The organism is Lutibacter agarilyticus, from assembly GCF_900188235.1.
In the GTDB taxonomy this organism is placed as follows: domain Bacteria; phylum Bacteroidota; class Bacteroidia; order Flavobacteriales; family Flavobacteriaceae; genus Lutibacter; species Lutibacter agarilyticus.
The window spans coordinates 182,396-208,902 of the sequence record NZ_FZNT01000002.1 but is presented as its reverse complement, the minus strand read 5'-3'; the positions used below and the strand labels follow the sequence as shown (position 1 = coordinate 208,902).

General features: G+C 32.1%; 21 protein-coding genes. 14 read left to right on the top strand and 7 right to left on the bottom strand.

Annotation, left to right across the window (positions count from 1 at the left end; genetic code table 11):
- The first annotated feature begins 7 nt into the window (after positions 1–7).
- Both CHB67_RS03635 and CHB67_RS03630 read left to right on the top strand, forming a co-directional pair.
- Positions 8–1,069, top strand: a complete 1,062-nt coding sequence (locus tag CHB67_RS03635) for a hypothetical protein (protein ID WP_089380393.1) — start codon at positions 8–10, stop codon at positions 1,067–1,069.
- Between the two features lie 109 nt (positions 1,070–1,178).
- Complete coding sequence (locus CHB67_RS03630) at positions 1,179–3,308, top strand: Tex family protein (protein ID WP_089380392.1); 2,130 nt, start codon at positions 1,179–1,181, stop codon at positions 3,306–3,308.
- Positions 3,309–3,444: 136 nt separating this feature from the next.
- On the opposite strand, the gene ppnP is transcribed toward CHB67_RS03630, so the two are convergent.
- From ppnP to CHB67_RS03605, 5 genes are read right to left on the bottom strand one after another with little or no spacing between them, the layout of a single operon-like run.
- The gene (gene ppnP / locus CHB67_RS03625) at positions 3,445–3,726 is read right to left on the bottom strand and encodes a pyrimidine/purine nucleoside phosphorylase (protein ID WP_089380391.1); all 282 of its coding nucleotides are present in this window, start codon (positions 3,724–3,726) and stop codon (positions 3,445–3,447) included.
- A 35-nt stretch (positions 3,727–3,761) separates the two neighbouring features.
- Positions 3,762–4,043, bottom strand: coding sequence for a hypothetical protein (locus CHB67_RS03620; RefSeq protein ID WP_089380390.1), 282 nt, complete (start codon positions 4,041–4,043; stop codon positions 3,762–3,764).
- A gap of 2 nt (positions 4,044–4,045) precedes the next feature.
- A complete protein-coding gene (locus CHB67_RS03615) occupies positions 4,046–4,489 on the bottom strand; it encodes a hypothetical protein (protein WP_089380389.1) in 444 nt (147 codons plus the stop codon).
- A gap of 57 nt (positions 4,490–4,546) precedes the next feature.
- On the bottom strand, positions 4,547–6,190 hold the full coding sequence (locus tag CHB67_RS03610; RefSeq protein ID WP_089380388.1) for a flotillin family protein: 1,644 nt from the start codon (positions 6,188–6,190) through the stop codon (positions 4,547–4,549).
- 9 nt (positions 6,191–6,199) lie between these two features.
- Positions 6,200–6,778, bottom strand: coding sequence for a hypothetical protein (locus CHB67_RS03605; protein WP_089380387.1), 579 nt, complete (start codon positions 6,776–6,778; stop codon positions 6,200–6,202).
- A 190-nt stretch (positions 6,779–6,968) separates the two neighbouring features.
- Between CHB67_RS03605 and CHB67_RS03600 the strand changes: the two genes are divergently transcribed.
- Positions 6,969–7,388, top strand: a complete 420-nt coding sequence (locus tag CHB67_RS03600) for an OsmC family protein (RefSeq protein WP_089380386.1) — start codon at positions 6,969–6,971, stop codon at positions 7,386–7,388.
- Positions 7,389–7,538: 150 nt separating this feature from the next.
- On the top strand, positions 7,539–9,236 hold the full coding sequence (recJ, locus tag CHB67_RS03595) for a single-stranded-DNA-specific exonuclease RecJ (RefSeq protein ID WP_089380385.1): 1,698 nt from the start codon (positions 7,539–7,541) through the stop codon (positions 9,234–9,236).
- A 110-nt stretch (positions 9,237–9,346) separates the two neighbouring features.
- On the opposite strand, the gene CHB67_RS03590 is transcribed toward recJ, so the two are convergent.
- The gene (locus CHB67_RS03590; protein WP_089380384.1) at positions 9,347–10,393 is read right to left on the bottom strand and encodes an endonuclease/exonuclease/phosphatase family protein; all 1,047 of its coding nucleotides are present in this window, start codon (positions 10,391–10,393) and stop codon (positions 9,347–9,349) included.
- A gap of 177 nt (positions 10,394–10,570) precedes the next feature.
- Here CHB67_RS03590 and CHB67_RS03585 point away from each other — a divergent pair, with 177 nt between their 5' ends.
- From CHB67_RS03585 to CHB67_RS03560, 6 genes are all read left to right on the top strand, one after another.
- Entirely contained in the window at positions 10,571–13,474 is a 2,904-nt protein-coding gene (locus CHB67_RS03585) for a lamin tail domain-containing protein (protein ID WP_141119674.1), read from the top strand.
- 50 nt (positions 13,475–13,524) lie between these two features.
- Positions 13,525–16,278, top strand: a complete 2,754-nt coding sequence (locus CHB67_RS03580; protein ID WP_089380661.1) for a TonB-dependent receptor — start codon at positions 13,525–13,527, stop codon at positions 16,276–16,278.
- 12 nt (positions 16,279–16,290) lie between these two features.
- A complete protein-coding gene (locus CHB67_RS03575) occupies positions 16,291–18,357 on the top strand; it encodes a DUF5689 domain-containing protein (RefSeq protein WP_089380382.1) in 2,067 nt (688 codons plus the stop codon).
- Positions 18,358–18,546: 189 nt separating this feature from the next.
- Entirely contained in the window at positions 18,547–18,873 is a 327-nt protein-coding gene (locus CHB67_RS03570) for a hypothetical protein (RefSeq protein ID WP_089380381.1), read from the top strand.
- Positions 18,874–19,104: 231 nt separating this feature from the next.
- The gene (locus tag CHB67_RS03565; RefSeq protein ID WP_089380380.1) at positions 19,105–19,551 is read left to right on the top strand and encodes a hypothetical protein; all 447 of its coding nucleotides are present in this window, start codon (positions 19,105–19,107) and stop codon (positions 19,549–19,551) included.
- Positions 19,552–19,782: 231 nt separating this feature from the next.
- Positions 19,783–20,115, top strand: coding sequence for a hypothetical protein (locus tag CHB67_RS03560; RefSeq protein ID WP_089380379.1), 333 nt, complete (start codon positions 19,783–19,785; stop codon positions 20,113–20,115).
- Between the two features lie 43 nt (positions 20,116–20,158).
- On the opposite strand, the gene CHB67_RS03555 is transcribed toward CHB67_RS03560, so the two are convergent.
- Positions 20,159–21,130, bottom strand: a complete 972-nt coding sequence (locus CHB67_RS03555; protein WP_089380378.1) for an endonuclease/exonuclease/phosphatase family protein — start codon at positions 21,128–21,130, stop codon at positions 20,159–20,161.
- A gap of 104 nt (positions 21,131–21,234) precedes the next feature.
- Here CHB67_RS03555 and hflX point away from each other — a divergent pair, with 104 nt between their 5' ends.
- The 4 genes from hflX to CHB67_RS03535 all read left to right on the top strand — a co-directional run bounded on the left by hflX (position 21,235) and on the right by CHB67_RS03535 (position 26,505).
- Positions 21,235–22,449, top strand: coding sequence for a GTPase HflX (gene hflX, locus CHB67_RS03550; protein WP_089380377.1), 1,215 nt, complete (start codon positions 21,235–21,237; stop codon positions 22,447–22,449).
- 141 nt (positions 22,450–22,590) lie between these two features.
- Positions 22,591–23,955 (top strand): C4-dicarboxylate transporter DcuC, encoded by a 1,365-nt coding sequence (gene dcuC, locus CHB67_RS03545; RefSeq protein WP_089380376.1) that lies wholly within the window; start codon positions 22,591–22,593, stop codon positions 23,953–23,955.
- A 7-nt stretch (positions 23,956–23,962) separates the two neighbouring features.
- Positions 23,963–25,117: a beta-aspartyl-peptidase gene (gene iadA, locus CHB67_RS03540; protein ID WP_089380375.1), complete on the top strand. Its 1,155-nt coding sequence runs from the start codon at positions 23,963–23,965 to the stop codon at positions 25,115–25,117.
- A gap of 20 nt (positions 25,118–25,137) precedes the next feature.
- Positions 25,138–26,505, top strand: a complete 1,368-nt coding sequence (locus CHB67_RS03535; RefSeq protein ID WP_089380374.1) for a porin — start codon at positions 25,138–25,140, stop codon at positions 26,503–26,505.
- The last annotated feature ends 2 nt before the right edge of the window (positions 26,506–26,507 follow it).

Below are 26,507 nucleotides of genomic sequence, written 5' to 3'. Positions count from 1 at the left end.
AACAATTATGAAAAGAATACTATTTATAGGCTTATTGTTAAGTCAGGCGTTTTTGTGTCAACCTTTATTTGCACAAGAAACAAAACCAACTTCAGAAAAAGAAGCACAAATTAATCAAAAAAAGGAACGTGTTATTAAAGAGGAAAAAGAGGCTTTAAAAAAAGAAGTACTCGCCATAAATACACGCTACAATAATGGTGAAATTTCAGAAGCAGAAGCTACAAAATTAAAAGAGGAAGCTGCAGAAATACACGCGTTAAATATTGAAAATAAATTAGCAATTATTGACAATTCAGTAGCCTTAATAAAGCGCAGCGATAATAATGTTAATGAAAATTCAGTTGAAAAAGTTGAACTTACTCTTTTTGATTTTGATGGAGATGATGGTACTATGGTTGCCATAAATTATACTGGTAAAAAAAGAATTTACGACAAAAGAACCTTTTCAAATTTATTGATTTCTTTTGGGTTGAATAATGCAATTATTGAAGGACAATCTTTTGACAAGTCGCCTTACAAAGTAGGAAAAAGTAAATATTTTGAAATGGGTTGGGTTTGGTCTACACGATTGTTACAAAATTCAAATGCAGTGCGTTTTAGATACGGATTTTCATTTACGTTTAACGGTTTAAATCCTACCGATAATCAATATTTTGTTCAAAATGGAGCATATACCGTATTAGAAGATTTTCCAACAAACATTACAAAATCGAAACTTCGTATGGATAATTTAGTGTTTCCTATTCATTTTGAATTTGGGCCTTCTAAAAAAATTGATCGCAAAAATTATTTTAGATATTCAACACGAAAACAATTTAAATTTGGTATTGGAGGTTATGCCGGATTTAATTTAGGAACACGTCAAAAATTAAAATACTCTGAAGATGGATCAAAGCAAAAAGAGAAAATTAAAAAGAGTTACAATACTTCCAATTTTATCTATGGGTTAAGCAGTTATATTGGTGTTGATGATATTTCGTTGTACTGTAAATATGATTTAAATACTATTTTTAACGATCCAAATGCAAAACAAAACAACATTTCTTTAGGACTGAGGTTTGACTTGTAAAAACTATTTTTTGTTCAATATTTTTAAAAACCAATGCAATTAATTTCATTGGTTTTTTTGATTTTATTACTTTGTGAAATAATATCTTTGCAGCACTCAAAATTCAACCATGCAACTACTCAACTTTATAAAATCACAAACCAACCTTCCTTCAAAAGGTATAGAGAATACTATTGAATTGTTAAACGAAGATTGTACCATTCCGTTTATTTCGCGTTATAGAAAAGAGCGTACAGGAAATTTAGACGAAGTTCAAATTGGTAGTATTGTAACATATAAAGCACAATTTGAAGAGTTAGAAAAACGAAAAAAAGCCATTTTAAAAGCTTTAGAAGAACAAGAAGTTTTAACTTCAGAATTAAAACAAAAAATTGAGGCAATAACAGATTTAAGAGTTTTAGAAGACATCTATCTTCCATATAAGAAAAAACGGAAGACAAAGGCTGAAACTGCACGTAAAAACGGATTAGAACCGTTGGCAAAAATGATAATGAGTCAGCGTGTAAACGATTTGGAATATACAGCTTCAAAATATATAACTAATGAAGTTGAAACCGAAGAAGCCGCTTTGGAAGCCGCACGTTTTATAATTGCTGAATGGATTAATGAACGAACTGATATTCGTAATAATATTCGCTATCAGTTAGAGAAATTTGCAACCATAAACACCAAAGTAGTTAAAGCTAAAAAAGAGGATGAAAAAGCACAAAAATTTAGAGATTATTTTGAATGGTCTGAGAGTTTAAATCGTTGTCCGTCTCACCGGTTTTTAGCCATTTTAAGAGCGGAAAAAGAAGGTTTTATTCGTGTAAAAATTGAAATAGATAATGAACGTGCGTTGGATAAAATGGAAGATAGAATTATTTGTTCTAACAACGCCTGTTCTCAGCAACTAAAATTAGCCATTAAAGACGCTTACAAGCGGTTGTTATTTCCTGCTTTATCAAATGAAATTTTAAACAGTTCAAAAGAAAAAGCAGATGAAGGTGCTATCAAAGTTTTTGCAAAAAATTTGCAGCAATTGTTGTTGGGAGCCCCATTGGGCGAAAAAAATATTTTGGCCATAGACCCAGGTTTTAGAACTGGTTGTAAAGTGGTTTGTTTAAATGCACAAGGCGGTTTAGAGTATAACGAAACTATTTATCCACACGCTCCAAAAAACGATTCCATTGGTGCTATGAAAAAAATAAATTCGTTGGTTAATGCTTATAAAATTGAAGCCATTGCCATTGGAAACGGAACTGCTTCACGTGAAACAGAACAGCTTATTCGTAAAATGCGATTTAACAAAGATGTGGCCGTTTTTGTGGTGAGTGAAGCTGGTGCAAGTATTTATTCAGCATCAAAAATTGCGCGTGATGAGTTTCCTAATTACGATGTTACGGTGCGTGGTTCGGTTTCAATTGGTCGACGTTTGGCCGATCCGTTGGCTGAATTGGTAAAGATTGATGCGAAATCTATTGGAGTTGGGCAATACCAGCACGATGTGGACCAAGCCAAGCTAAAAAATTCGTTAGATACCGTTGTTGAAAGTTGCGTAAATTCGGTGGGTGTAAACATCAACACCGCAAGTGTTTCGTTGTTGAGTTATGTGTCTGGTATTGGTCCAAAATTGGCTGAAAATATTGTAAAATATAGAGATGAAAACGGTGCTTTTACATCTAGAAACGAGATTAAAAAAGTGCCACGCTTAGGAAACAAAGCTTACGAACAAGGCGCAGGTTTTTTACGTATTAAAAACGCTAAAAATCCGTTAGATGATTCTGCGGTGCATCCTGAAAGCTATAGTGTAATTTCTAAAATGGCAAAGGATGAAAAATGTTCAGTTTCCGATTTAATAGGTAACAAAGCCGTGCTTCAAAAAATAGCACTTGAAAAATATACTTCAGCAACCGTTGGTTTACCAACGCTAAAAGATATTATTTCAGAGTTAGAAAAACCAGGTTTAGATCCCCGAGAATCAGCAAAAGTATTTACATTCAATCAAAATATTAGAACCATAACCGATTTACACGAGGGGCAATTATTACCCGGAATTGTAAATAATATCACCAATTTTGGCTGTTTTGTAGACATCGGGATTAAAGAAAGTGGTTTGGTACATGTTTCAAATTTAGCCGATAAATTTGTGAGCGATGTAAGCGAAATTGTAAGCTTGCATCAGCAGGTAATTGTTAGGGTTTTAGAGGTTGATGTGGCACGTAAACGCATTCAATTATCTATGAAAAATATCAAATAGTAGTTGTGTTTTTTGGGCGTTACCTTTCAGGTCGCGCTATCACTACTCGCTTTTTTTAGTAGTGAAAACAACAAAAAAAGAGCTCAAACATGCCGCTCTATCGCTAACGCTTATAATGTATGTTTAAAGTTTTTGTTTATTTATATTGACACAAATAAGACGTTTGCCCAACAGATTTTACTTTAAAACTGGTGTTTGCTTCAACTTCAAACTTTTCACCAGCTTGGTAACTCTTCCATTCGGTTTGGTTAGGTAATTGAGCAATTAATTCACCTTCAATAACAAGCATTGTTTCATGTGTTGAAGTTCCAAATTCGTATTCGCCAGGTTCCATTACACCCACACTAGATTTTCCTTTTGCTGAAGTGTATCCTAAAGATTTTACAGTGCTATTGAAATATTCGTTTATCGAAATCATATTGGATTTTTTATATTTTTCGCTAATATATAACTTCAATAATTAATAAAAAACAATAATAACAAGAGAACAATTATTGTTATAAATCCCCAAAATTTCAATCTTTTTATCTTTTCTTGTTTTGCTTCTTCTTGAACTTTTAATTTTAAGGCTTTAAGTTCTTCTTTTGATAGTTTAGGAAAACTGTACTCGGTTTTTATGTTTTTTGTTTTAGTGTAATCGTTGCCGCCTTTAAATTTTACACGGCGTGCATTTTTTAGAGCAGCGTTTTGCTTTACTCTATTTATCATATCATTTACATGACCACCAAAACTCATAATTAATCTATTTTGATCGAGTAAATATCAGTTGTACTAGATTGTTCGTAGGTGTAATTAGAAATGTTAAAAGTAATTACTTTAAAGAAAGTACAGCAGTTTTCATGTTTTTCTTCCATCTCCAATTCAAGATGAAACTCAACGGTAGGTTCTACAGTTATTGTGTAAGTGTGTAGGTCTAGATTCCAACCAATTTCAGGTAAATCAATAATATTTATATTGTTTTCAGAAATAAATTTAAATGTAATTTTTTCATTATTTTCATTTACAACTTCAATATCACTACTTTTTAAAGTCTCATTTGTAAATAAGTTTTCCCCTGTTGTTTTATCAACTAATTCAAAAGCAAAATTAGGTGGAGGTGTAAAACAAGCAATATCCTCACATTCGTTGATTTTACACCCTAGTACTGCAAAAAAAACAATAAGTAATCTAAATTTTCTCATAACATTAAAAACAAAAAAAGGCAGGTTTTAATTAAAATCTGCCTTTTTTTGTTGTTATTATTCACCTTCTTTTTCTTCTTCTTTTGAAGGGGTCTCAGGTAATTCTACCTCCGAAATTACATCTTCAACATTTTTACCTTTTAAATATTCTGGCAATTGCATACCAGCCATATTAAACATTTCTTGTAAAGGTGGCATTGCTTTATACATTCCTGAAATAAAGTTTGAAGTTGATGTTTTACCATCTTTGCCTCCGCTGCCGTTTTCCCAAACAGTAACTTTATCTATTTTAATGTTTTTAATAGCTTCGGCTTGTGTTTTAACTAGTTCAGGTAACTTGTCTGCAATTAGTAACAATGCTGCGTTTTGAGCATCGTTTCCAGAAGCTTTTACAATTTCGTCTAAACCTTGTGCTTGTTTTGTTAAAATTTCAAAAATACCTTTTGCTTCAGCTTCTTTTTTCATGAAAATTGCATCTGCTTCACCTTTTGCAATACGTCTAATTTGCTCAGCTTGTGCTTCAGCATCAATTTCAACTTTTTGCTTATCTATTTGCGCAGGTACCACAATATCAGCCAATTGTTCAGCTTCTTTACGTTTTGCTCTTGCTTCTTCGGCTATTTTTTCAGCAGCATAAGCTTCTTCTAATGCTTTTGCAGCTTGTACTTTTTCAGAAGCAATGGCGCGTTTTGACGCTTCAGCTTCACGTTCACGTCTTAAGGCGTCAGATTCTGCAATTTCAATTTTAGAAAGGTTTTCTCCTTCAATAGCTTTTGCATTTGCAACAGCAGTTTTAACACGTTCAACTTGTTTAGCTTCGGCCTCACCAATTTTTGCTTTAGCATTTGCATCGGCTGTTTGAATACGTTCTTTTTGGTCGGCGTTAGCTTCACCAATTTTTGCGGTTGCAATTTTATCAGCTACTTGTACACGCTCAGTTTGGTTTGCTTCGGCCTCCCCAATTTTTGCTTTTGCTAAGGCATAGGCAACTCTTACACGTTGATCTTGGTGCGCTTCGGCTTCACCAATAGAACCATCTCTAACTTTTTGAGCAACAGTAATTTTAGCGTCATTAATTGCTTTTGCTGCAGCTTCTTTACCTAAAGCTTCAATATAACCCGATTCATCATGAATATCGGTAATATTTACGTTGATTAATTTTAAACCTACTTTTTTTAACTCTGCCTCAACACTGTGTGTTATGTGCGATAAAAATTTATCTCGATCTGAATTAATTTCTTCAATATCCATAGATGCAACTACCAAACGTAACTGACCAAAAATAATTTCTTGCGCTAAATCTTGAACAGCATCTAAGCTTAAACCTAATAAACGTTCTGCTGCATTTTGCATAACGCTTGGTTCTGTTGAAATACCAATGGTAAAACGCGATGGTACATTTACACGAATGTTTTGTTTACTTAAAGCGTTTGTTAAATTAACTTCAATAGACATTGGAGTTAAATCTAAAAATTCATAATCCTGAATAATTGGCCAAATAAATGCAGCACCACCGTGAACACATTTAGCAGATTTTCCGCCTCCAGTTTTTCCGTAAACAACTAAAATTCTGTCTGACGGACAACGTTTGTACCTTCTTATCATAGAAAAGAAGAAAACGACAAGAATAAAAATGGCAGCTCCAACAATGTAAACGCCAGTTAGCCCTGATTGTAAGGGTAATAATGTAAGTAAATTCATAGGTTATTTTTATTTAGATAATTTTTCAACAAGTAATATTTCGGCACTAACAATTTTGGTAACTTTTACCATTGCACCAGTTTTTAAATCTTCTTCTTCGTCGGTAATTGCTTCTAATTCACGCAAACTACCTTGCACTTTAATTTGCACTTTTCCCATGTTAGAACGTTTAGCTCCAATTGGCAAATACACTTCGCAAACAACTCCAACAGCATTTTTTATATTTAAGGTTCCCGATTCGGCTAATTTATGCATCCAATAAAATAGTAACGATGTTAAAAACATCATTACAGCACCAGCAAGTACAGAAATTATTAAAGTTGCAGACGTGGGTAGGTTGTTATCTAAGCAAGTAACACCTGTCCAACCAAATATGGTAAAAAAACCAACAAGACCTTTAAAAGTGAAAAACTGAAATCCAACACCGCCATCATCAGCTTCAAAATCATCGGCATCGGCTTCCATATCAGCATCGCCGCCGCCAATAAAAGTAACGATAAAAATGATTAAAAAAATGAATGACCCAATAAGGGCTATAATCCAGTAAATTTGTTCTAGGGTTGACATTCCGTCAAAAAAATCCATCATAATTGCAATTATTAAATGAAGCTATCGAATATACTAATTCTAAAAAAAATAGAAGATGAAATTGTCATTAATTTTTAGTTTTATTTCAATCAGCAAAAAGCTTTTAATCATAAGTTGTTTATTTGTGAAAATTGTTACGCTAATACCATTAAAAAACTTTTAAATTTGTAATTCAATTAAAAAAAATAGTATGACAAACAAGATAGAATTAAGTTGGAAAGGACAAATGCTTTTTGAATCCGTTGCTCCTGAAGGAAATGTAATGATTGATGCTGCGGAAGAAGTTGGTGGACAAGGAAAAGGTTTGCGCCCAAAGGCAATGATGTTAACCTCATTGGCAGGATGTTCAGGAATGGATATAGCTTCATTACTGAAAAAAATGCGTGCTGAAGTTAAAGATTTTAAAATTGAAGTTGTGGCAAATTTAACTGAAGAGCACCCTAAATATTACGATAAAGTACACGTTATTTACCGTTTTTACGGAAGTGACTTCAAAAAAGATAAAATTGAAAAAGCAGTAAATTTATCGGTTGATAGATATTGTGGTGTTATGGAAATGTTCCGTCAGTTTGCTGAAGTTACTACCGAGATTTTATATATAGAAGATTAGTAGGTGGTTTTTAGCTGCTAGTTATTGGTTTATTAAAATAAATTATTGTCATTTCTGCGAAAGCAGAAATGACAATTGCTGTAAAAACAATTGAGCTAAATAATTTCAGAATTTAAAAATATTCCTATTTTTGAGGAAAAAGCTATAAAAATGCGTTGGAAATTAAAACCTGAAACAAACCCTGAAATTACTTCAAATTTAGCAAAAGAATTAGGGATTGATTTTACATTGGCTAAGTTATTAGTGCAACGTGGAATTGATTCTTTTGATAGTGCAAAAGCCTTTTTTCGTCCTAATTTAAACGATTTGCACAATCCGTACTTAATGAAAGATATGGATAAAGCGGTGGCTCGAATTGAGTTGGCAATTGCCAACAATGAAAACATTATGGTGTATGGCGATTATGATGTGGACGGAACCACTTCGGTTTCGTTAATGAGTTCGTATTTAAAAACAATTCACCCAGCAATTGCCACCTATATTCCAGACAGATATGCCGAAGGTTATGGTGTTTCGTACAAAGGAATTGATTTTGCTGAGGACAATGATATTTCATTAATTGTAGCTTTAGACTGCGGAATAAAAGCCATTGATAAAGTTGCGTATGCCAAAGAAAAAGGCATCGATTTTATTATTTGTGATCACCATAGACCAGGGAACGAAATCCCTGATGCGGTTGCGGTGTTAGATCCAAAACGTGAAGATTGTGAATATCCTTATAAAGAATTGTGTGGTTGCGGTGTTGGCTTTAAATTGATTCAGGCTTTAGCTGAAAAAAGAGGGGAAACAATTGACGATTTAGTTTCGTATTTAGATTTGGTAGCAACAGCCATTGCAGCTGATATTGTTCCTATAACGGGTGAAAATAGAGTGCTAGCGCATTATGGTTTGCAAGTCATAAATTCCAATCCAAGAAATGGTATAAAAGCTATGATTCATCAGTTAGACAAAAAAGAGCTAACCATTACCGATGTTGTTTTTATTATTGCACCAAGAATAAATGCCGCAGGAAGGATTAAACATGGAAATTATGCGGTAGAATTATTAACCGAACTCGATTTTGATTCGGCCGTAAAATTTGCTTCAGAAATAGAAAAAAATAATAACGATCGAAAAGAATTAGATAAAACAATTACCCATGAAGCTTTACAACAAATTACAGAAAATAATGAGCAACAAAACCATGCAACGGTTGTTTATGCTGAAACTTGGCATAAAGGTGTTATTGGTATTGTGGCTTCTAGATTGATAGAAACGTATTACAAACCAACCTTAGTTTTTACTAAAAGTGGTGATAAATTAGCTGCTTCGGCGCGTTCAGTTAAAGGATTTGATGTGTACAATGCGTTGGAACAATGTTCGGAATTTATTGAGCAATTTGGCGGACATAAATATGCTGCTGGTTTAACTTTGACAGAAGAAAATTACCCTAAATTTAAGGCGAAATTTGAAGAAGTAGTAAAAGAAACCTTACCTTCAGCATTGCGAACTCCTGAAATTTCTATTGATGCCGAAATTAGTTTGTTTGAAATCACCCCAAAGTTTTTTAGAATTATGAATCAGCTAGCACCTTTTGGACCTCAAAATATGCGCCCTGCTTTTATGGCTTCAGGTTTGCGAGATAATGGTTTTGGTAAAAAGGTAGGTACCGATCAAACGCATTTAAAATTAAATATTATTGAAGGTGCCAATCAAAAAACATACAACGCTATTGGTTTTAGTATGGGAGACAAGTATGAAATAATTCAGAAAGAACAAGCTTTTAAAGCTGTTTTTAATATTGATGAAAATCATTGGAATGGAAATACATCCTTACAATTACTACTGAAGGATTTAAAAGAAGAATAACAGTTTATTGCCAGTAAATATTGGAGTACTTCCGTCAGAATGAGAATGACACATCGTAATTGTTATACTGAATGCGGTTAAACGAGTATAAATAATTTTTATTTTAATCACTACTTGTTTTCTCTAATTAAATACATATAAACCGGATAATGATCGCTGTAGCCATCGATAAAATTTGGTCCAGCAAAACTTCGGTGTGGATAGCCTTTGTATTTCCCTGATTGTGTAGTTAAGTATTGCGGATTAAAAACAATTACCTTATACATTTTATAAGACGAATAATCTCTTTTTGTTTCAAGTAAAGGTGATGTAAACATGATTTGGTCGAAAAAATTGATGTTGTCTCTGTACACCAACGTGTTTTGTCCGCGGCGAAACATATCTTCCGTAGGATTGTAAATATCATCTTCTTTAACTTCGGCTTTTTTCGACTTTGTTTTTAAAACTGTTTTTAAGCTAGAGTTGGTAGGGTCATCGTTTAAATCGCCCATAATTATAATTTTAGCATCGGGATCGTTCTCTCTAACTTTTGCTATAATTTCAGTGTTCAAATAAGCCGCTTTTTCACGTTTGTTTCTGCTTTTTTCTTCACCGCCTCTTCGTGATGGCCAGTGATTTACAATAATATGAACCAATTCATCATCTAAATATCCTGACACCAATAACTGATCACGCGTGTAAATTCGTCTACCATCTTCATCCCATAACCTTAATTCAAAAGTTTCACTATGCGTAGGTTTGAAATATGCTGGCTGGTATAAAAAACCGACATCAATTCCTCTTAAATCAGGTGAATCATAATGAATAATTTCATAATTTCTATTTTTTAAAGCATCAGTTTGAATCAAATCTTCCAAAATTTTTCTGTTTTCAACTTCAGCAACGCCTAAAATTACGGGACTATTATTTGATTCTGCAATTCCAATTTCTGAAATTACTTTTGCCATGTTCTTTAGTTTCTTTTCATAGATAGCTTCCCTTCCTTCTTTAATCTCCATAATTGGACTCGCTTCATCGTTAATTAACGTGTCGTTTTCAGTATCAAAGAGGTTTTCTAAATTATAAAAAGCAACAGTCCTTATTTCGTATTGTTTTTGGCTGAAAATAGCATTGCTTGTAATAAGTAGTAAAAGCAATAGAAAAGAAAATCGTTTCATAGAAAGGCATGGGTTTTATTTCTGCTAATTTACAAACAATGTTTTAGATTGAATATTTTATAGGTTGAATAAATCTCAATAAAATAAAACTTAAAGTATTTAAAATCAGTGTTTATTTTGATTTATTTAAATAATATACTAATATTGTTAAAAATTGCGGGTTTATTAATAATTGCTATGAATAATAAATACCTACATTGTACAGTAATATTACTGTGCACTTTTTTTGTTGGTTATGCGCAAACCACACTTTCTGAAGGAGACATTTCTATTATTGGTTTAGATACTCCTTCAGAAGATTTTGTGTTTGTTACTTTCGTTGATTTAGAAGCTGGTACACAAATTTATTTTACGGATGAAGAGCCTGCTGGAAATAATTCAATTGGTGCTGGTGAAGGTACTGTTTTGTATACTGCGCCTTTAAGTGGTATTGCTGCTGGCCAAGTAATTTCTTATGTTGCTAATGCTTCTGATTTTAGCATTACTTCTGATGGAAATATTCAATTAGCTGATGCTGGAGATGGTTTGTTAGCATATCAGGGCGCTGCTGTTGGAAGTGTAACCACTTTTTTACATGCGGTTGGAGAGGATTTGGTAGCTATTGGTACATATCCTAGCGGTTTTTCTAGTTACGTATTAATTGGTAGTGATGATGGTGAATATTTTGGAGTTCGAGATGGAGAAACAGCCGCTATTTATTTTTCGGAAGTAAATAATAGTTCAAACTGGAATGGTAGCGGAAGTGGTGTAAGTCCGTTTAATTTAATAAATTTCACTTTTGAAGCTGATGAAAATAATGATTGTTCCGAACTTTTTATTTCTGAATATGTTGAAGGGAGTTCAAACAATAAATATATTGAAATTTACAATCCAACCAATCAAGTAATTACACTTACAAATACGTATGTTTTACAAATATATGCCAATGGAAATAATTACGCTTCAACGATTGATTTAGTAGGAAATATTGAGCCTTTTGGTGTATTTTTAATTTCTCACAATTTAGCTTCGTTGGGAATTGTTGCAAATCAGTTAAGTTCAACATTGTTTTTTAATGGAAACGATGCTGTAGCCTTGTCAAATGCTACAAACATTATCGATTTGATAGGTGTTATTGGTGAGGATTTAGATTTTGCAAAGGATACGGGTTTAAAAAGAAAAAATAATATTCAACACCCAGCGCTTGTTTATGATGATTTGGAATGGGAGGTTTTAGCTGAAGATGATGTTTCAAGCTTAGGTTTTCATTTTGGAGATTGTGGATATGTTTGCACTTCTTCTAAAATCACTTCTTGGAATGGGGTAAATTGGAGCGATGGTTCGCCTAATAAATACACAACCGCTATTCTAAATAATAACTATAATACGTCGCTTAATGGTGGTTTTGAGGCGTGTTTTTTAGAAGTAAATGCTGATGTTTCTTTAGTAATTGGAAATTCAACAACCCTTGAAATTCAAAATGGGGTTGAAGTTAAAGGGGATTTAATTGTTGAAACACAAGGTTCCTTTCTTCAAATAAATAATTTGGCAAATTTTGAGGTTGTTGATAATGGCACTTCGTATGTTCAAAAAACAGCCGCAGCTATAAATTCTTGGTATGAATATACCTATTGGAGTAGCCCTGTACAAGCTGCAACCATCGGTAATACACTTGTTGATGCGCCTGAAAGTAGGCGGTTTTGGTTTAATGCTCAAAATTGGTTAGATACTTATGCTGAAACTGGCAATAATAATGCTGCCGTAATTGGGCAAGATGATATTGATGATAATGGAGATGATTGGCAATATGCAAATTCAAATGACATTATGATTCCAGGTGTAGGGTATGCTGCTACGTATTCGGCTTCTAAATTTACAGGTGCAGGTCAGCGGTATTCTTGTGTTTTTACGGGCGCCTTTAACAATGGAATTATTACTGTTCCTGTGTACAGAAATGATGCTGAGATAAATGATAGTAATTGTAATTTTATAGGAAATCCATATCCGTCAGCCATTGATGTTGATGCTTTTTTTAGTGAAAATGTGTACAATGCAATTTCGAATCCTTTGGGAGTTTTAGGTGGAGCCATTTATTTGTGGTCCCAAAATACAGCGCCTTCAAATACAACTAACGGAAATGAAGCCTATAATTTTTCGCAATCAGATTATGCCATAATTAACGGAACAGGTTCGGTTGCAGCTAGTGGTGATCCTCAGCCGCCGAACAGATTTATCCCTTCTTGCCAAGGTTTTTTTGTTTCGTTTTCAAACAATGCAACTGCAACAAATATGGTTTCGGGAAATTTGTTATCGGGCAATGTAACCTTTAATAATACAATGCGTGTAAGCGGAAATAACAATCAATTTTACAAACAGGTAAAAAAGACAGGTAAAAGCATTTCAAATAAATTGTGGATTAATTTAACGGCTGAAGGAGGTTTGTTTAGTCAAACGTTAGTGGGTTATGTTGAAGGGGCTACAGATAATTTGGATACTTCGTTTTATGACGCAACTCGAAATTTAGCCACAGGAAGTTTCGCTGTAATTTATTCAACCATTGAAAAGAGTATACATAAATTTGCTATTCAAGGGAAGTCGATCAATAGTTTAAATTTAAATGAAGAAGTGATTTTAGGGTTTGATACTTCTATTGAAAGTAATCCTGTTTATAAAATAGCAATTGCTAAAATTGAAGGGAATTTTTTAGAGGGAAATACCATTTATTTAGAAGATACTTTCACAGGATTTACACATAATTTATCTGAATCGGCTTATACATTTAGCTCTGAAACAGGAGTATTCAATAATCGTTTTAAACTTAAATTTAAAAATGAGATTACTTTACATGTGGAGGAGGAAAAGCAGCTGAGTAACTTATTAATTTCAAATTTAGATGATGAAAATGTACAGTTTTCAGTTTCCAAAAATCTAGTAATTGAGCATGTTCAAATTATAGATTTATTAGGAAGAACTTTAGTTGAGAGTCAAGAAAAAAAGAAGTCAATAACCGTGAATTTGGAGCGTGTAACAGGTGTAATTTATTTTGCAAAAGTAACACTGTCAAACAACCAGGTTATTGTAAAAACGTTATTAAAAAAATAACTTAAGAGTCGCTATTTTTAAGTTGTTATAGAAAAAGATAAAAAATGCAAATGAAAACAATAGTTATTGCTGCTATGTTCTTGTTGTTTTGTACGTTAAAGTTAGCTGCACAACAAGACAGTTCTATAGAAGGAACAATACAAGCGTCTAATTCAGAAATGCCTTTAGAGGGAGTTTCTGTGAAAATTAAAAACAGCCTTTTTTCAACCCAAACAAATCGTAATGGTGAGTTTAGAATTGAAAATATTTCAAAAGGGACTTATGTTTTGCAATTGGTTTTTGAAGGGTATGACACCCAAAATATTGCTGTAACACTAAGTGAGGGGCTGGAATATGATATGGGTGTTATTTATTTGGAATTGGCAACCGATGCCTTTATAGATAGAAGTGTTATTTTATTATCAGATGATGATTTATCTGGTGAAGATGATCAGAATTCAGCCTACGTTTCAGGATTATTTCAGTCTTCAAAAGATGTATATTTAAACGCGGCAGCTTATAATTTTAGTCAGGCTTGGTTTAAAGTTCGGGGCTACGATTCTAGTTACGGATCTATTTTAATTAATGGTGTTGAAATGAATAAATTGTTTGATGGAAGACCGCAATGGAGTAATTGGGGTGGGTTGAATGATGCTTTTCGAAATCAGGAATTTACAACCGGGCTAGCGCCAGCTACGTATGCTTTTGGGGGTGTTTTGGGAACCAATAATTTTAGTACTCGCGCATCTAACCATCAGCAAGGAAGTAAAGTTTCTATTTCTTCTGCCAACAGAAGTTATGTGGGGCGTGTTATGGCAACGTATGCTTCTGGTTTGAACTCAAATAACTGGGCTTTTGTAGCATCGGCGTCATATCGATTTGCACAAGAGGGGTATTTTGAAGGGACTTCATACAATTCGTGGTCTGGATTTTTAGCTATTGAAAAACGAATAAATAGTCATCATAGTTTAAACTTAACTGCTTTTGTTGCGTCAAATCGCCGTGGGAAATCGTCACCAAATACACAGGAAGTTTTTGATTTAAAAGGGTATCAGTACAATTCGTATTGGGGAAATCAGCAAGGAGATAAGCGCAATTCAAGAATGAAAGAAATTGTAGAGCCAGTTGTAATGTTAAGTCATTTTTTTGATGTGAATAAAACTTCGGTAAAAACTACAGTTTCTTATCAATTTGGTCATATTGGTAATAGTCGCTTGGGATATTTTAATGCACCAAATCCTGCCCCTACTTATTGGAAATATTTACCGAGTAATTATTTGCGTTTTCAGGATAATTTAGATTATGAGAATGCCTATTTATCCGAGCAAGAATTTATAAATAATGGTCAGTTAAATTGGACTAATTTGTATGAGGTAAATACAGCTAAAGGAAACGCCTTGTATTATTTGTATGAAGACAGGGTTGATGATTCGCAAATTTCCATAAACTCTAATTTAAACACAAATATTTCAGATAAGTTAAGTTTAAACGCAGGTATTTCTTATCGGAATTTAACTTCAGAAAATTACGGAAATATGTTGGATTTGTTAGGTGGAAGTGAATTTGTAGATTTAGATCAGTACGCTCAAGGCGATGCACGTCAAAACGATTTAAATAATCCGAATAGAGCTATTTTTGAAGGCGATAAATTTCAATACAATTACAATATAAAGGCCGCAGTATTTGGAGCGTTTGCACAATTACAAAATATAGGAAATAAGGTTGACTATTTTATAGGAGTTAATTTTGAAAACATCAATTATCAAAGAGAAGGTTTTTATAAAAACGGCACATATCCTGATAATTCTTTAAGGAAAAGTGAACAACCCTCATTTGCAGATGTTAGCGCAAAAGCTGGTATAACTTATAAGTTTACGGGTAGGCATTTATTGAATTTGAATGCGGGTTATTTGTCAAATGCTCCAACCATTCGAAATTCATTTTCAAATGCACGAGTAAATAACAATATAGTTCCCGATTTAAAAAGTGAAAAAATTGTATCTGGTGATATTTCCTATATATATCGTTCGCCCAAATTAGAAGGAAGACTTACAGGGTTTTACACACAATTTAGCGATGCTGTTGAAACGGGTTTCTTTTTTGCAGAAGGGTTGCTTGGTGATCAGGCCGATTTTGTAAGTGAAATTGTGACAGGAGTTGATAAATTAAATATGGGCGTTGAGTTAAGTGCAATATATCATGCTACTTCAACAATAAATGTGTTGGCGGCTGGTTCTTTCGGACAATTTACGTACAATAACAATCCGCATTTATATTTACAGTCTGAAAGTTTTTTAGATTTAAAGAGTGATTTTGGAACAACGTATTTAAAAAACTACCGTGTTTCGGGAACACCACAGCGAGCCTATTCTTTAGGTTTTGAATACAGAGATCCAAAGTATTGGTGGTTTCAAATCAACACCAATTTGCTTACAAATAATTATTTAGATATTTCACCTTTATTGCGCACGGATAATTTTTATTTAGATAACGATGGAGTTCCTTTTGTGGATGATGAAACAGGTGTTGAGGTAACGCAAACGCAAGTAAATTCTTTATTAACACAAGAAAAGTTTGACGATGCCTTTTTAGTGAATATGGTTGGTGGTAAATCTTGGTTTGTGAATCATAGGTATATTGGATTTTTTATTGGTGTGAATAATGTTTTTGGAGAGTTGTTTAAAACTGGCGGATTTGAACAATCTAGAAATGCCAATTACCCAGAATTAAAGGAAGATAAAAAATTAAGCAAACCTATTTTTGGACCTAAATATTGGTATGGAAATAAAACTTCATACTACATAAATGTATACGCACGATTTTAAAAAAAAACAGCAATGAAAACAACTAAATCAATTTATAAATACCTAAAACTACTCTTCTTATTTTGTCTTTTTTCGGCCTGTGTAAAAGATCAGGATTTTTCAACACCAACAATTGAATGTAGTGAGCCTGAAATTAGGGTAACAAACACTATTCAGCAGGTAAAAGAAATGTACCGATTTGGTGGTGCTACGGTTATTGAAACCGATGTTGTTATTGAAGGTTATGTAGTTTCAAACGATGAAGCTGGAAATATTTACAAAACACTTTCTATTCAAGATAAACCTGAAAACCCAACAGCAGCAATAAAAATTTCAATTGATAAAACCGATTTGTACACAAAGTACAACTTGGGTAGAAAAATATATGTAAAATTAAAAGGCTTGGCGGTTGGCTATAGTTATGGAAGTTTTCAAATAGGAAAAGCAAATGGTAAAGAACTTGTTCGAATTCCGCTCACTGAGGTAAATAATTACATAGCCCGTTCATGTGAAGTGGTTGAAATTGTTCCGAAGAAGGTGAAAATTTCAGAATTGAATGAAGATTTCTTAGAAATGTTCATCCAACTAGAAAATGTGCAATTTGCAACAAATGAATTGGGACAATCCTACGGGAATTTAGATAACTCATCAACGGTTGAAAGAGTACTTGAAAGTTTTAATAATGATTGTAATTTGTTAAATAATATCAAATTAAGAAATAGTGGTTTTGCCGATTTTAAAAATGAATTATTGCCTGAAGGAAAAGGAACCATCAATGCAATTTTATCTAATTATTACGATGATTTTCAACTCTACATTAGAAGTGTAGATGATGTGAATTTAACAGAAGATCGCTGCGATTATTCAAATGCATTAATACCAACAATTTCAATAAAAGAAGTGCGAGAAATGTATACAGGTTCAATGGTAGAATTTGGCGTGGAAACTAAATATGTTATTGAAGGTTATGTTGTCTCAAGTGATGAGCAAGGTAATTTTGAGGGTAAACTTGTTATTCAAGATGCTATTGAAAATCCTTCCGCAGGAATACATCTCTTAATTGAAAAAGAAATGTCATTTGAACATTATAATATAGGTGATAAAGTTTTTGTGACGCTGAATAAATTATATATGAATGAAAATGATGATGTTTTAACTATTGGTTTTCCAAAGAATGATGAAATTACAGAAATTGAAGAGGAAGCAGTTAGTGCGTATATTTATAATACCGGTGAAAATTTTCAAATGCACCCAAAAGAAATAACGTTGTCTGAAATTAACAATCCGTTATTAGAAAGTATTTTGGTAAAAGTATTAAATGTACAATTGGTTGAAAATGAATTGGGTTCGGCATTTACTTACTTCACAGGAACGGACGATGGTATTAGAGCTATAGAAACTTGTAATGAAACTAATAAGTTAACTGTTTTTACTAATGGAAATGCAACGTTTTCCAATGAATTATTTCCTGAAGGAAAAGGAAGTATTACAGGGATTTTAAATTCAAACATTGAAATTAGATATCTTGACGATGTTCAGTTTACAGGACAGTATGAAATTTGCCCAGTAATTATTCCCAATATTCTAATTACAGAAGTAGCAGATCCAAAAAATAGTACAACATCTCGTTTTGTTGAATTGTACAACGCGGGTTCAGCTACTATTAATTTAACGGGTTGGAAGTTGAATAAATATGTAAACGGAGCTTCGTCTGTTTCTGGAACTGCTGTTGATTTAACGGGAATTAAAATTCCTTCAAAAAGGTTTGTGATAATTGCCAATACAGGTTTTGCAACTATTTTTGGAATTACACCAACTATTGAAACAACCTATATTTCTGGAAATGGAGACGATGTTTATGAGTTGATTGATAATTCAGGAAAAACCATTGATATTTTTGGTGTAATTGGCGAAGATGGAAATGGAACAAATTGGGAATATTTAGATGGAAGTGCAGTTCGTAAGTTAGATGTAAATAACGCTAATAATAGCTTCAATATAAATGAATGGATTGTTTCTTCAAATGCAAATAATATGTTGATTTCTTACCCAAATACGCCGAAAAATGCTCCAAACGACCTCTCTCCTAATTATAGATAACATAATTTAAAAGATCAAAACACTTAAATATTACACATTTAATCAACGAAAACGTTTTAATTTTACGAATAACGCAAAATTGTTAAATTTTTGATTCAAAGTTTTTAAAAATTCAAGAAGGTGAAATTCAATATAAATTTACAGTAAATTTGAGTATTAAAACAAAGTAAAAATTTTAAACATCAAACCATGAATAAATTTAAATTATTGGCAATTGCCTTCGTATTAGGAACAACAAGTTTATTTGCAAATAACATAGTAAACCCAGAAGTTTCAAAAGATGAAATTAGACAACAAATTATTGAATTAGTTCAACATTCTGTTAACACGATTGATAACCAGGTTACTGTAAATGTAACTTTTACTTTTAGTACTTCAGGTGAAATTATAGTAAAAAAAGTAAGTTCTACAGATAAGGAAGTTTTAGCTTTTATTCGCGAGAATATCAATAGTAAAATACTTGAAAATCCAGGAAGAGCTAACAGAAATTTTACAATGCCAATTGTAATAAAGTAGATTTTTTTAAATTGTAATAAAAGCTCAAATCTTTTAAGGTTTGAGCTTTTTTTTGCTTTTATGTTTTCTTTATTAAAGTTGTAAATTTCTATTATTTTCAGTAACTTAATAGTCAGTTTAATACACTACTGAAGAATCTTTCTTCTGATGCTATTGGTGTTAAAATAACAAAACTTCACTCCTTTATTTTAACATTGTATTTTTTTTAAACTTTGATTTTATTCTGTAGAAATGAAAACATCTGTATTTTTTAGGTTTTTAGCTACTGCAATAGCTATGTCAATACTATTTCAAAGTTGTAAAGTATATCATAAGCAAAATGTAACAATAAATGAAGCTGTTTCTTCTGAAAAGAAAGTGAGGGTAGTTTTATTGAATAATGAAAAGTATGCTTTTTGTAAGCTGATTTATAAACAGGAGCAATTGTATGGAATTACTAAAATTAATTCTGCTGCTGCAACAAGTTTAGATACTTTAATGGTTGGGTGCACCTTAGATGGTAAGATTGCTAAAATTAAACTGAACGAACATACGATAAAGGAAATATATTTGTACAATAAAACATTATCAAGAGTTATATCTATTGCGGGTCCTATAGTTATTGCAGTTATAATTGTTGGTGTAATTATTGGAACTTCAAGTAATAATATGTCGATTGGTCCTATGCCGCTTATCTAATTTTTTTTGAAATAAAATCCATTTTAACATAATTTAAGTTAAAATTCTAAAAATTAAAGTATGCTAATTTTAGATTCTTTTTAAAAACAGACTCTTTTTAGGGTATGTACATTATTTCTTTTAAATAATGTTGTAAAAAATCTGTAGTTAATTGTTTGTTAACTGCTTGTTTCAAAGTGGTTTGAAAAGGTTTTCTTGATAATTTTGAGATACAAACTAAAATCACTTATTATGAGAAAATTTAAATTATTGGCTTTTGCCTTCGTTATTGGAACTGCTAGTTTATTTGCAATGAATTCAACTACTTTAGTTGGTCCTGAAAATCAAATGAGAAATGAACTTGTGAAATTGTTACAAACACCCGATTTTACAATCACTAGTGAAATGAATGTAGTTATAAAATTTACGTTTAATTCAGAGGGGGAAATTGTTGTTTTATGTGCGGGATGTAAAGACCGAGAAATTATTGATTATATCAGAGAAAATTTAAATCATAAGAAATTTAAAAACCCTGGAGAAAGAGATAAAATTTATACGGTGCCTTTAAAAATAAAAGCTGCATAAAAGAATTAGAAAAAAAATCAAACTTAATTGTTTGAGTTTTTTTCTAATTTTTCTTTAAATATACATGTACGGGAAAATGATCACTAAATCCTCCTAAATACCATTTTCCAGCATAAGTTCTAAACGGATTTCCTTTGTGTTTTCCTTTCCATGCTTTTAAAAAATGTTTGTCAAACACTTCAGCATATTTAAATGTGTGTGTGTCTTTTTCAAGATTGAAAAAATTCTTCGAAAAAATTATTTGATCAAATAAGTGCCAGGTGCCTCTGTAATTTAAAGTTCCGTTTCCTGTATTAATTAAGCGCTCCATAGGGTTGTAAAAAGTGTCATTTACCAGATGATCTTTTACACTTGTACTTGTAGGGTCGTCATTGAAATCTCCCATTATAATTATTTTAGAATTAGGAGTTTCAGTAGTTATATTTTCAGCGATTTCATACACGAATTGAGCTGCTTTTATTCTCTTTTCTTCGGTTTCATCAAAACCACTTCTTCTTGAAGGCCAATGGTTTACTAAAATGTGTATAAACTCTCCGTTTAAATTACCTTTTACCAATAAAATATCACGGGTGTAATCTCTTTCTCCATTACTTCCATTTACATATAACGGAAAAATTTCAGAACTCATTAATTCAAACAATTCCTTTTTATACAACAGGGCAACATCAATACCACGTTCGTCGGGTGAATCATAATGAACAAAGCCATAATTATGACTTCTTAAAGCATTTGTTTGTACTAAATCTTCTAAAACAGTTTTATTTTCAACTTCAACAACACCAACAATAGCAGGTGAGTGAAAAGATTTTTCAGAACCTAATTGTGAAATTACGCGACCTAGTTTTTTAACCTTGTTATTATAACGTTTATGGTTCCAATTTTTTTTTCCTTTAGGTGTAAAATCATCATCTAAAATAGTTGGATCATTTTTCGTGTCGAATAAATTTTCAAGGTTATAAAAAGCAACTGTATAAGCGTGATTATTTTTCCCTTTAGATTTGAAATATGAAAACATATATTATTTTTAAAAACTCGAAAATACGAAATTAGAATTAAACATTGTATTCGTATCTTTGTATCCATACTTGAAGAAAAAGTATTTCGAAAAGCTAAAAAAATATGATTGAAGAAAGAAAAGTATCATCTGAAAAAGCGGTTTTAATTGGTGTTGTAACTCAACATCAAGATGAACAACAATCAAATGAATATTTAGATGAGTTGGAATTTTTAACACTAACAGCCGGCGGTGAGGCAGTAAAGCGATTTACTCAAAAATTAGAAATGCCAAACCCTAAAACCTTTATTGGTGCTGGTAAGTTGGAAGATGTACGTGCTTATATGGAGGCGCATCATATTGAGACGGCTATTTTTGATGATGAACTATCATCATCTCAATTACGTAATATTGAAAAAGTATTGGATTGTAAGGTATTAGATAGAACCAATTTAATTCTTGATATTTTTGCAAGTAGAGCGCAAACTAGTTATGCTAGAACTCAAGTTGAATTGGCGCAATGTCAATATTTATTGCCACGTTTAACCCGACTTTGGACGCATTTAGAACGTCAAAAAGGGGGAATTGGAATGCGTGGACCTGGTGAAACAGAAATTGAAACGGATAGACGTATTATTCGAGATAAAATTACCTTGCTTAAAAAGAAATTAAAGATTATTGATAAGCAGATGGCTGTGCAACGTAAAAACCGTGGAAAAATGGTGCGTGTTGCGTTGGTTGGTTATACAAATGTTGGAAAATCTACATTAATGAATGTGGTCAGTAAAAGTGATGTTTTTGCTGAAAACAAGTTATTTGCAACATTAGATACTACTGTTAGGAAAGTAGTAATAAAAAACATTCCTTTTTTATTAACTGATACCGTTGGGTTTATTAGAAAATTGCCAACGCAGCTGGTAGAGTCGTTTAAATCTACTTTAGATGAGGTTCGTGAAGCAGATTTATTATTGCATGTAGTTGATATTTCGCACCCTAATTTTGAAGATCATATTGCTTCGGTAAATAAAATTTTAGACGAAATTAAAAGTTTAGATAAACCTACCTTGATGGTTTTTAATAAAATTGATGCATACCAACATGAAACCATTGATGAGGATGATTTAGTTACTGAAAAAACAAAAGTTCATTTTACATTAGCTGAATGGGAAAAAACTTGGATGAATAAATTAAATAACAATTGTATTTTTATTTCAGCCTTGAATAAAGAAAATTTAGAAGATTTTAGAGTAAAGGTTTTTGAAGAAGTAAAGAAAATTCATATTACTCGTTTTCCTTACAACGACTTTTTATACGAAGAATATACTGAAGAGGATAGTTGAAAAAAACACTAGATATAGCAGTGTTTTTAACAGTGAAAAGAGTTACTTAAATGGCTTAAAGTATTTTATATTTAATTAAGAAATCTATACTTAAAAAAAAATAGTTATTTTTAGAACTTATACTTTAAGATATTTAAGCTTATGGTTTTAGTTGGTTCTATTATTTCAATCATTTTTATAGTGATTGTTGCAAAACTATTATTGAAAAAAATTTACCCACATGCAGTACTGCTTTTTAGTGGTATTTTTATGCTTTGCATTTCCTATATTTTTGGTTTTGAAATGCCATTTATAGAGAAATCTACTAACAGTGGTTTTTTTGATTTGTTTGAATATGTAAAGGTTGCTTTTAGCGAAACCAATGCCGGTGTTGGGTTAATGATTATGGCTATTGGAGGTTTTGTAGCGTTTATTGATAAAATAGGGGCGTCAGATGCTTTGGTGTATTTAGCGCTAAAACCTTTGTCGTTTTTTAAGAAATACCCGTATATATTAGCTTCATTAGTAATTCCTATCGGCCAGTTTTTATTTATTTGTATTCCTTCAGCCGCAGGATTAGGATTGTTGTTAATGGCCTCCGTATTTCCAATTATGGTAAATTTAGGCGTAAGTCGTTTATCTGCGGTATCTGTAATTACTGCTTGTACGGCTTTTGGAGTTGGTCCTGCATCCGTTATAACCGCTAAATCTTCTCAAATAATTGGAACAGACTCCGTTTCACATTTTTTTGATTCACAAATACCGCTTATGTTACCATTAACTTTAACGTTAATGATTGTTTTTTTTATAGTTAATAAATATTTCGATGGAAAGAACTCTACGCCTGAGATAAAGCATATAGAAGAGAAAGAGATAGAACTTAAAGTGCCACTTATTTATGCAATAATTCCAATTTTACCCCTAATTATATTATTACTTTTTTCTGATGTTTTTAACTTTTTCACAACAGATGTTGATGTTGGAACAACCACAGTTATGATATTTTGTGTCATAGTAGGCTTGGTTTTTGAATTGATTCGTACCAGAGATATTAAGGTTGTTTTTCAAAATTTACAACTGTTTTTTAACGGAATGGGCAATATATTTAAATCGGTAGTTACATTAATTATTGCTGCCGAAATTTTTGCAAAAGGATTAATTAGCTTAATGTTTATTGAAGGTTTAATAGATTCATCTCAAAGTCTAGGTTTAGGTGGTGTTGGTATCAGTATTGTTATGGCACTAATGATTTTTATGGCAGCAATATTAATGGGGAGTGGAAATGCAGCTTTCTTTGCATTTGGTCCGTTAGTGCCTAAAATTACAGGTAATTTAGGTATTTCAACTACTTCTATGGTGTTGCCTATGGAATATGCAGCTTCAATGGGGCGAACTGTTTCTCCAATATCAGGCGTTTTGCTCGCCTCTTCCGAAATTGCTAAAGTTTCTCCTTTTGACATTGCTAAAAGAAATGCCATCCCTTTTGTTTGCGCAATAATTGTGATGCTTATTACTCATTTTATATAAAAAAATTATGCTTAAAATATTACAAAATGCTTCTATTTATTCAACAAGTTATATTGGTAAAAAAGATATATTATTTGCAGGTGAAAAAATTGTAGCGATAGAAGATCGTATTGAAATTACGGAAACCATTTCAGAAGTAATAGACTTAAAAGGTAGTATTGTAACTTCGGGTTTAATAGATCAACATGTACATATTATTGGTGCTGGTGGTAAACATGGTTTTGGTTCTATGACTCCTGAAATTATGCTTAGTGAATTTATTAAATGTGGAACAACCACCGTAGTAGGTTTGTTAGGAACCGATGGTAGTGCCAGAAGTATTAAAACCTTATACGCTAAATCCAAATCTTTAGAATCTGAAGGCTTATCAGCATACATCTATACCAGTTATTTTGGATTAGACGCGGTTACTTTTACCGAATCAATACAAGATGATATGATTTTTATTGATAAGGTTTTGGGTTGTAAAGTGGCTATTAGTGATGAGCGATCCTCTTATCCTTTAGAAACAGATTTGCTTCGACAATTAAAGCAAGTAAGAGTTGGCGGATTGATTGCAGGTAAAAAAGGTATTTTACACATTCATCTTGGTTCGTTATCAAGTAAAATGGAAATTTTATTAAAAATTGTAAAAGAGCATGGGTTTCCAATCGAGCATATTAGCCCAACACATGTGGGTCGTACGCTTCCTCTGTTTGAACAGGCAATTGAATTTGCTAAATTAGGAGGAATGATTGATATTACTTCTGGTGGAACAAAATATACCGATCCGTACAAATCTGTTTTATATGCTTTGGAAAAAGGAGTTTCAATTGATAATATGACCTTTAGTAGTGATGGAAATGCAGGAATAGGTATTATGGATGCTAATGGTGCTACAGTTGGGTTTAAAAAAGCACCAATTCATTTAAATTTAGAGCAAGTAAAATTATTAATTAAAGAAGGAAAATTACCTATAGAAGAAGCGTTTAAACTAATCACTTCAAATCCTGCAAAAAACTTAGCTTTAAAACAAAAAGGACATGTAAAAGTTGGTTTTGATGCAGATATTTGCGTTTTTGATACAGATTTAAATTTAACCGATGTTTTTTCAAGAGGAAAGCAACTTATGAAAAATTCTGAAGTTATTGTGTATGGAAATTTTGAAAATATTTTAAATTAGACGATTAATTGCTATTCAGTATGAAAAAATTTCAAATAAAAACAATTGCTGTTGTTATATTAAGCATCCTCTTTTATACAAGTGCAAATGCACAAGAGGATGATTATATAGAATCTGAAGAGGGTGAATATATAGATTTAGAAGAAAGCGGAAATATCACAGGTGAAATAGATAGACTAAGATTAAAGAAAAACTATAACTTAGGTGATGGGTTGACTTTAATTTCACAAAGCACAAAAATTAATTTTGCACAGTCAATACAGCTACTATATATTTTTAATTCTGCAGATGATTTTGAAACTACAAATTCACAATTTAGAGTTAGACGAGCAAGATTTAAAATGACAGGAACGTTATTTGATAATCGTGTTTATTTTAGACTTAGATTGAATTTAGTTTCTAAATTTCAAAGTGCCACAAGCGGTACAAGATCATTTAATAATGTTTTACAAGATGCTTATGCAGAATACCGATCAGCTAATGGTAAACATCGATTTAATTTTGGGTTAAGAGCCGATTATGTTGACTCTAGAGAAGTTCGAATTGAAGGGGAATTACTAGGTTTAATAGATAGGAGTTTAATTTCAAGTGCTTATGATGCTATTTTTGACTACGGGATTCGTTATCAAGGAGAAGTTTCTATTAAAAACAATCATTTAATCAAGCCCTATCTTTCAATTACTTCAGGAGATGGTAATGCTAGTTTGCAAAAAAACTACGGAGGCTTTAAATACGGAGCTCGTTTAGATTATTTTCCTTTTGGAAAATTTGCTGGAGGTGGTGAATTTTATGTAGAAGATATTTATAGAGAAAAAAGACCAAAATTAATTATTGGTGGTGTTTATAGTTATAATGTAGGTACAACTTCAGCAAAAGGAACTAATGGAGGGAGATATATTTATGGTGATAGTAATGAAGATGAGTTACTACCTGATTATGGTAAATTCACATTAGAATATTTCTTTAAATACCAAGGATTTTATTCTATGGGTAGCTACGTGAAAGCTCAAGCATATATTCCTGATGGAATTGCAGGAGAATTTAAATTAAATGGTGATTGGGCTCCTTATAATGATACTCCAGAAGAAATTGAAAATACTGTGATGAGTAGGTTAAATACAGGGAGTGGGTTTAATATCCAAGCCGGGTATGTATTACCTTCTAATTGGTCTTTTGCCGCAAGGTACACTACTTTAGATCCTGAAGAAAATGCTGCGGATTTTGCAACTCAAGATAAAGAATATTCTATAATTACTACTAAATATTTCAATAAGAATAATTTTAAAATTCAAGCTGAAATAGATTATCAAGAAAACAGAATAGTTCAAGAACCTAACGGACCAAAAGGTATTTTCTATGGCCAAATAATGTTAACATTACAATTATAATT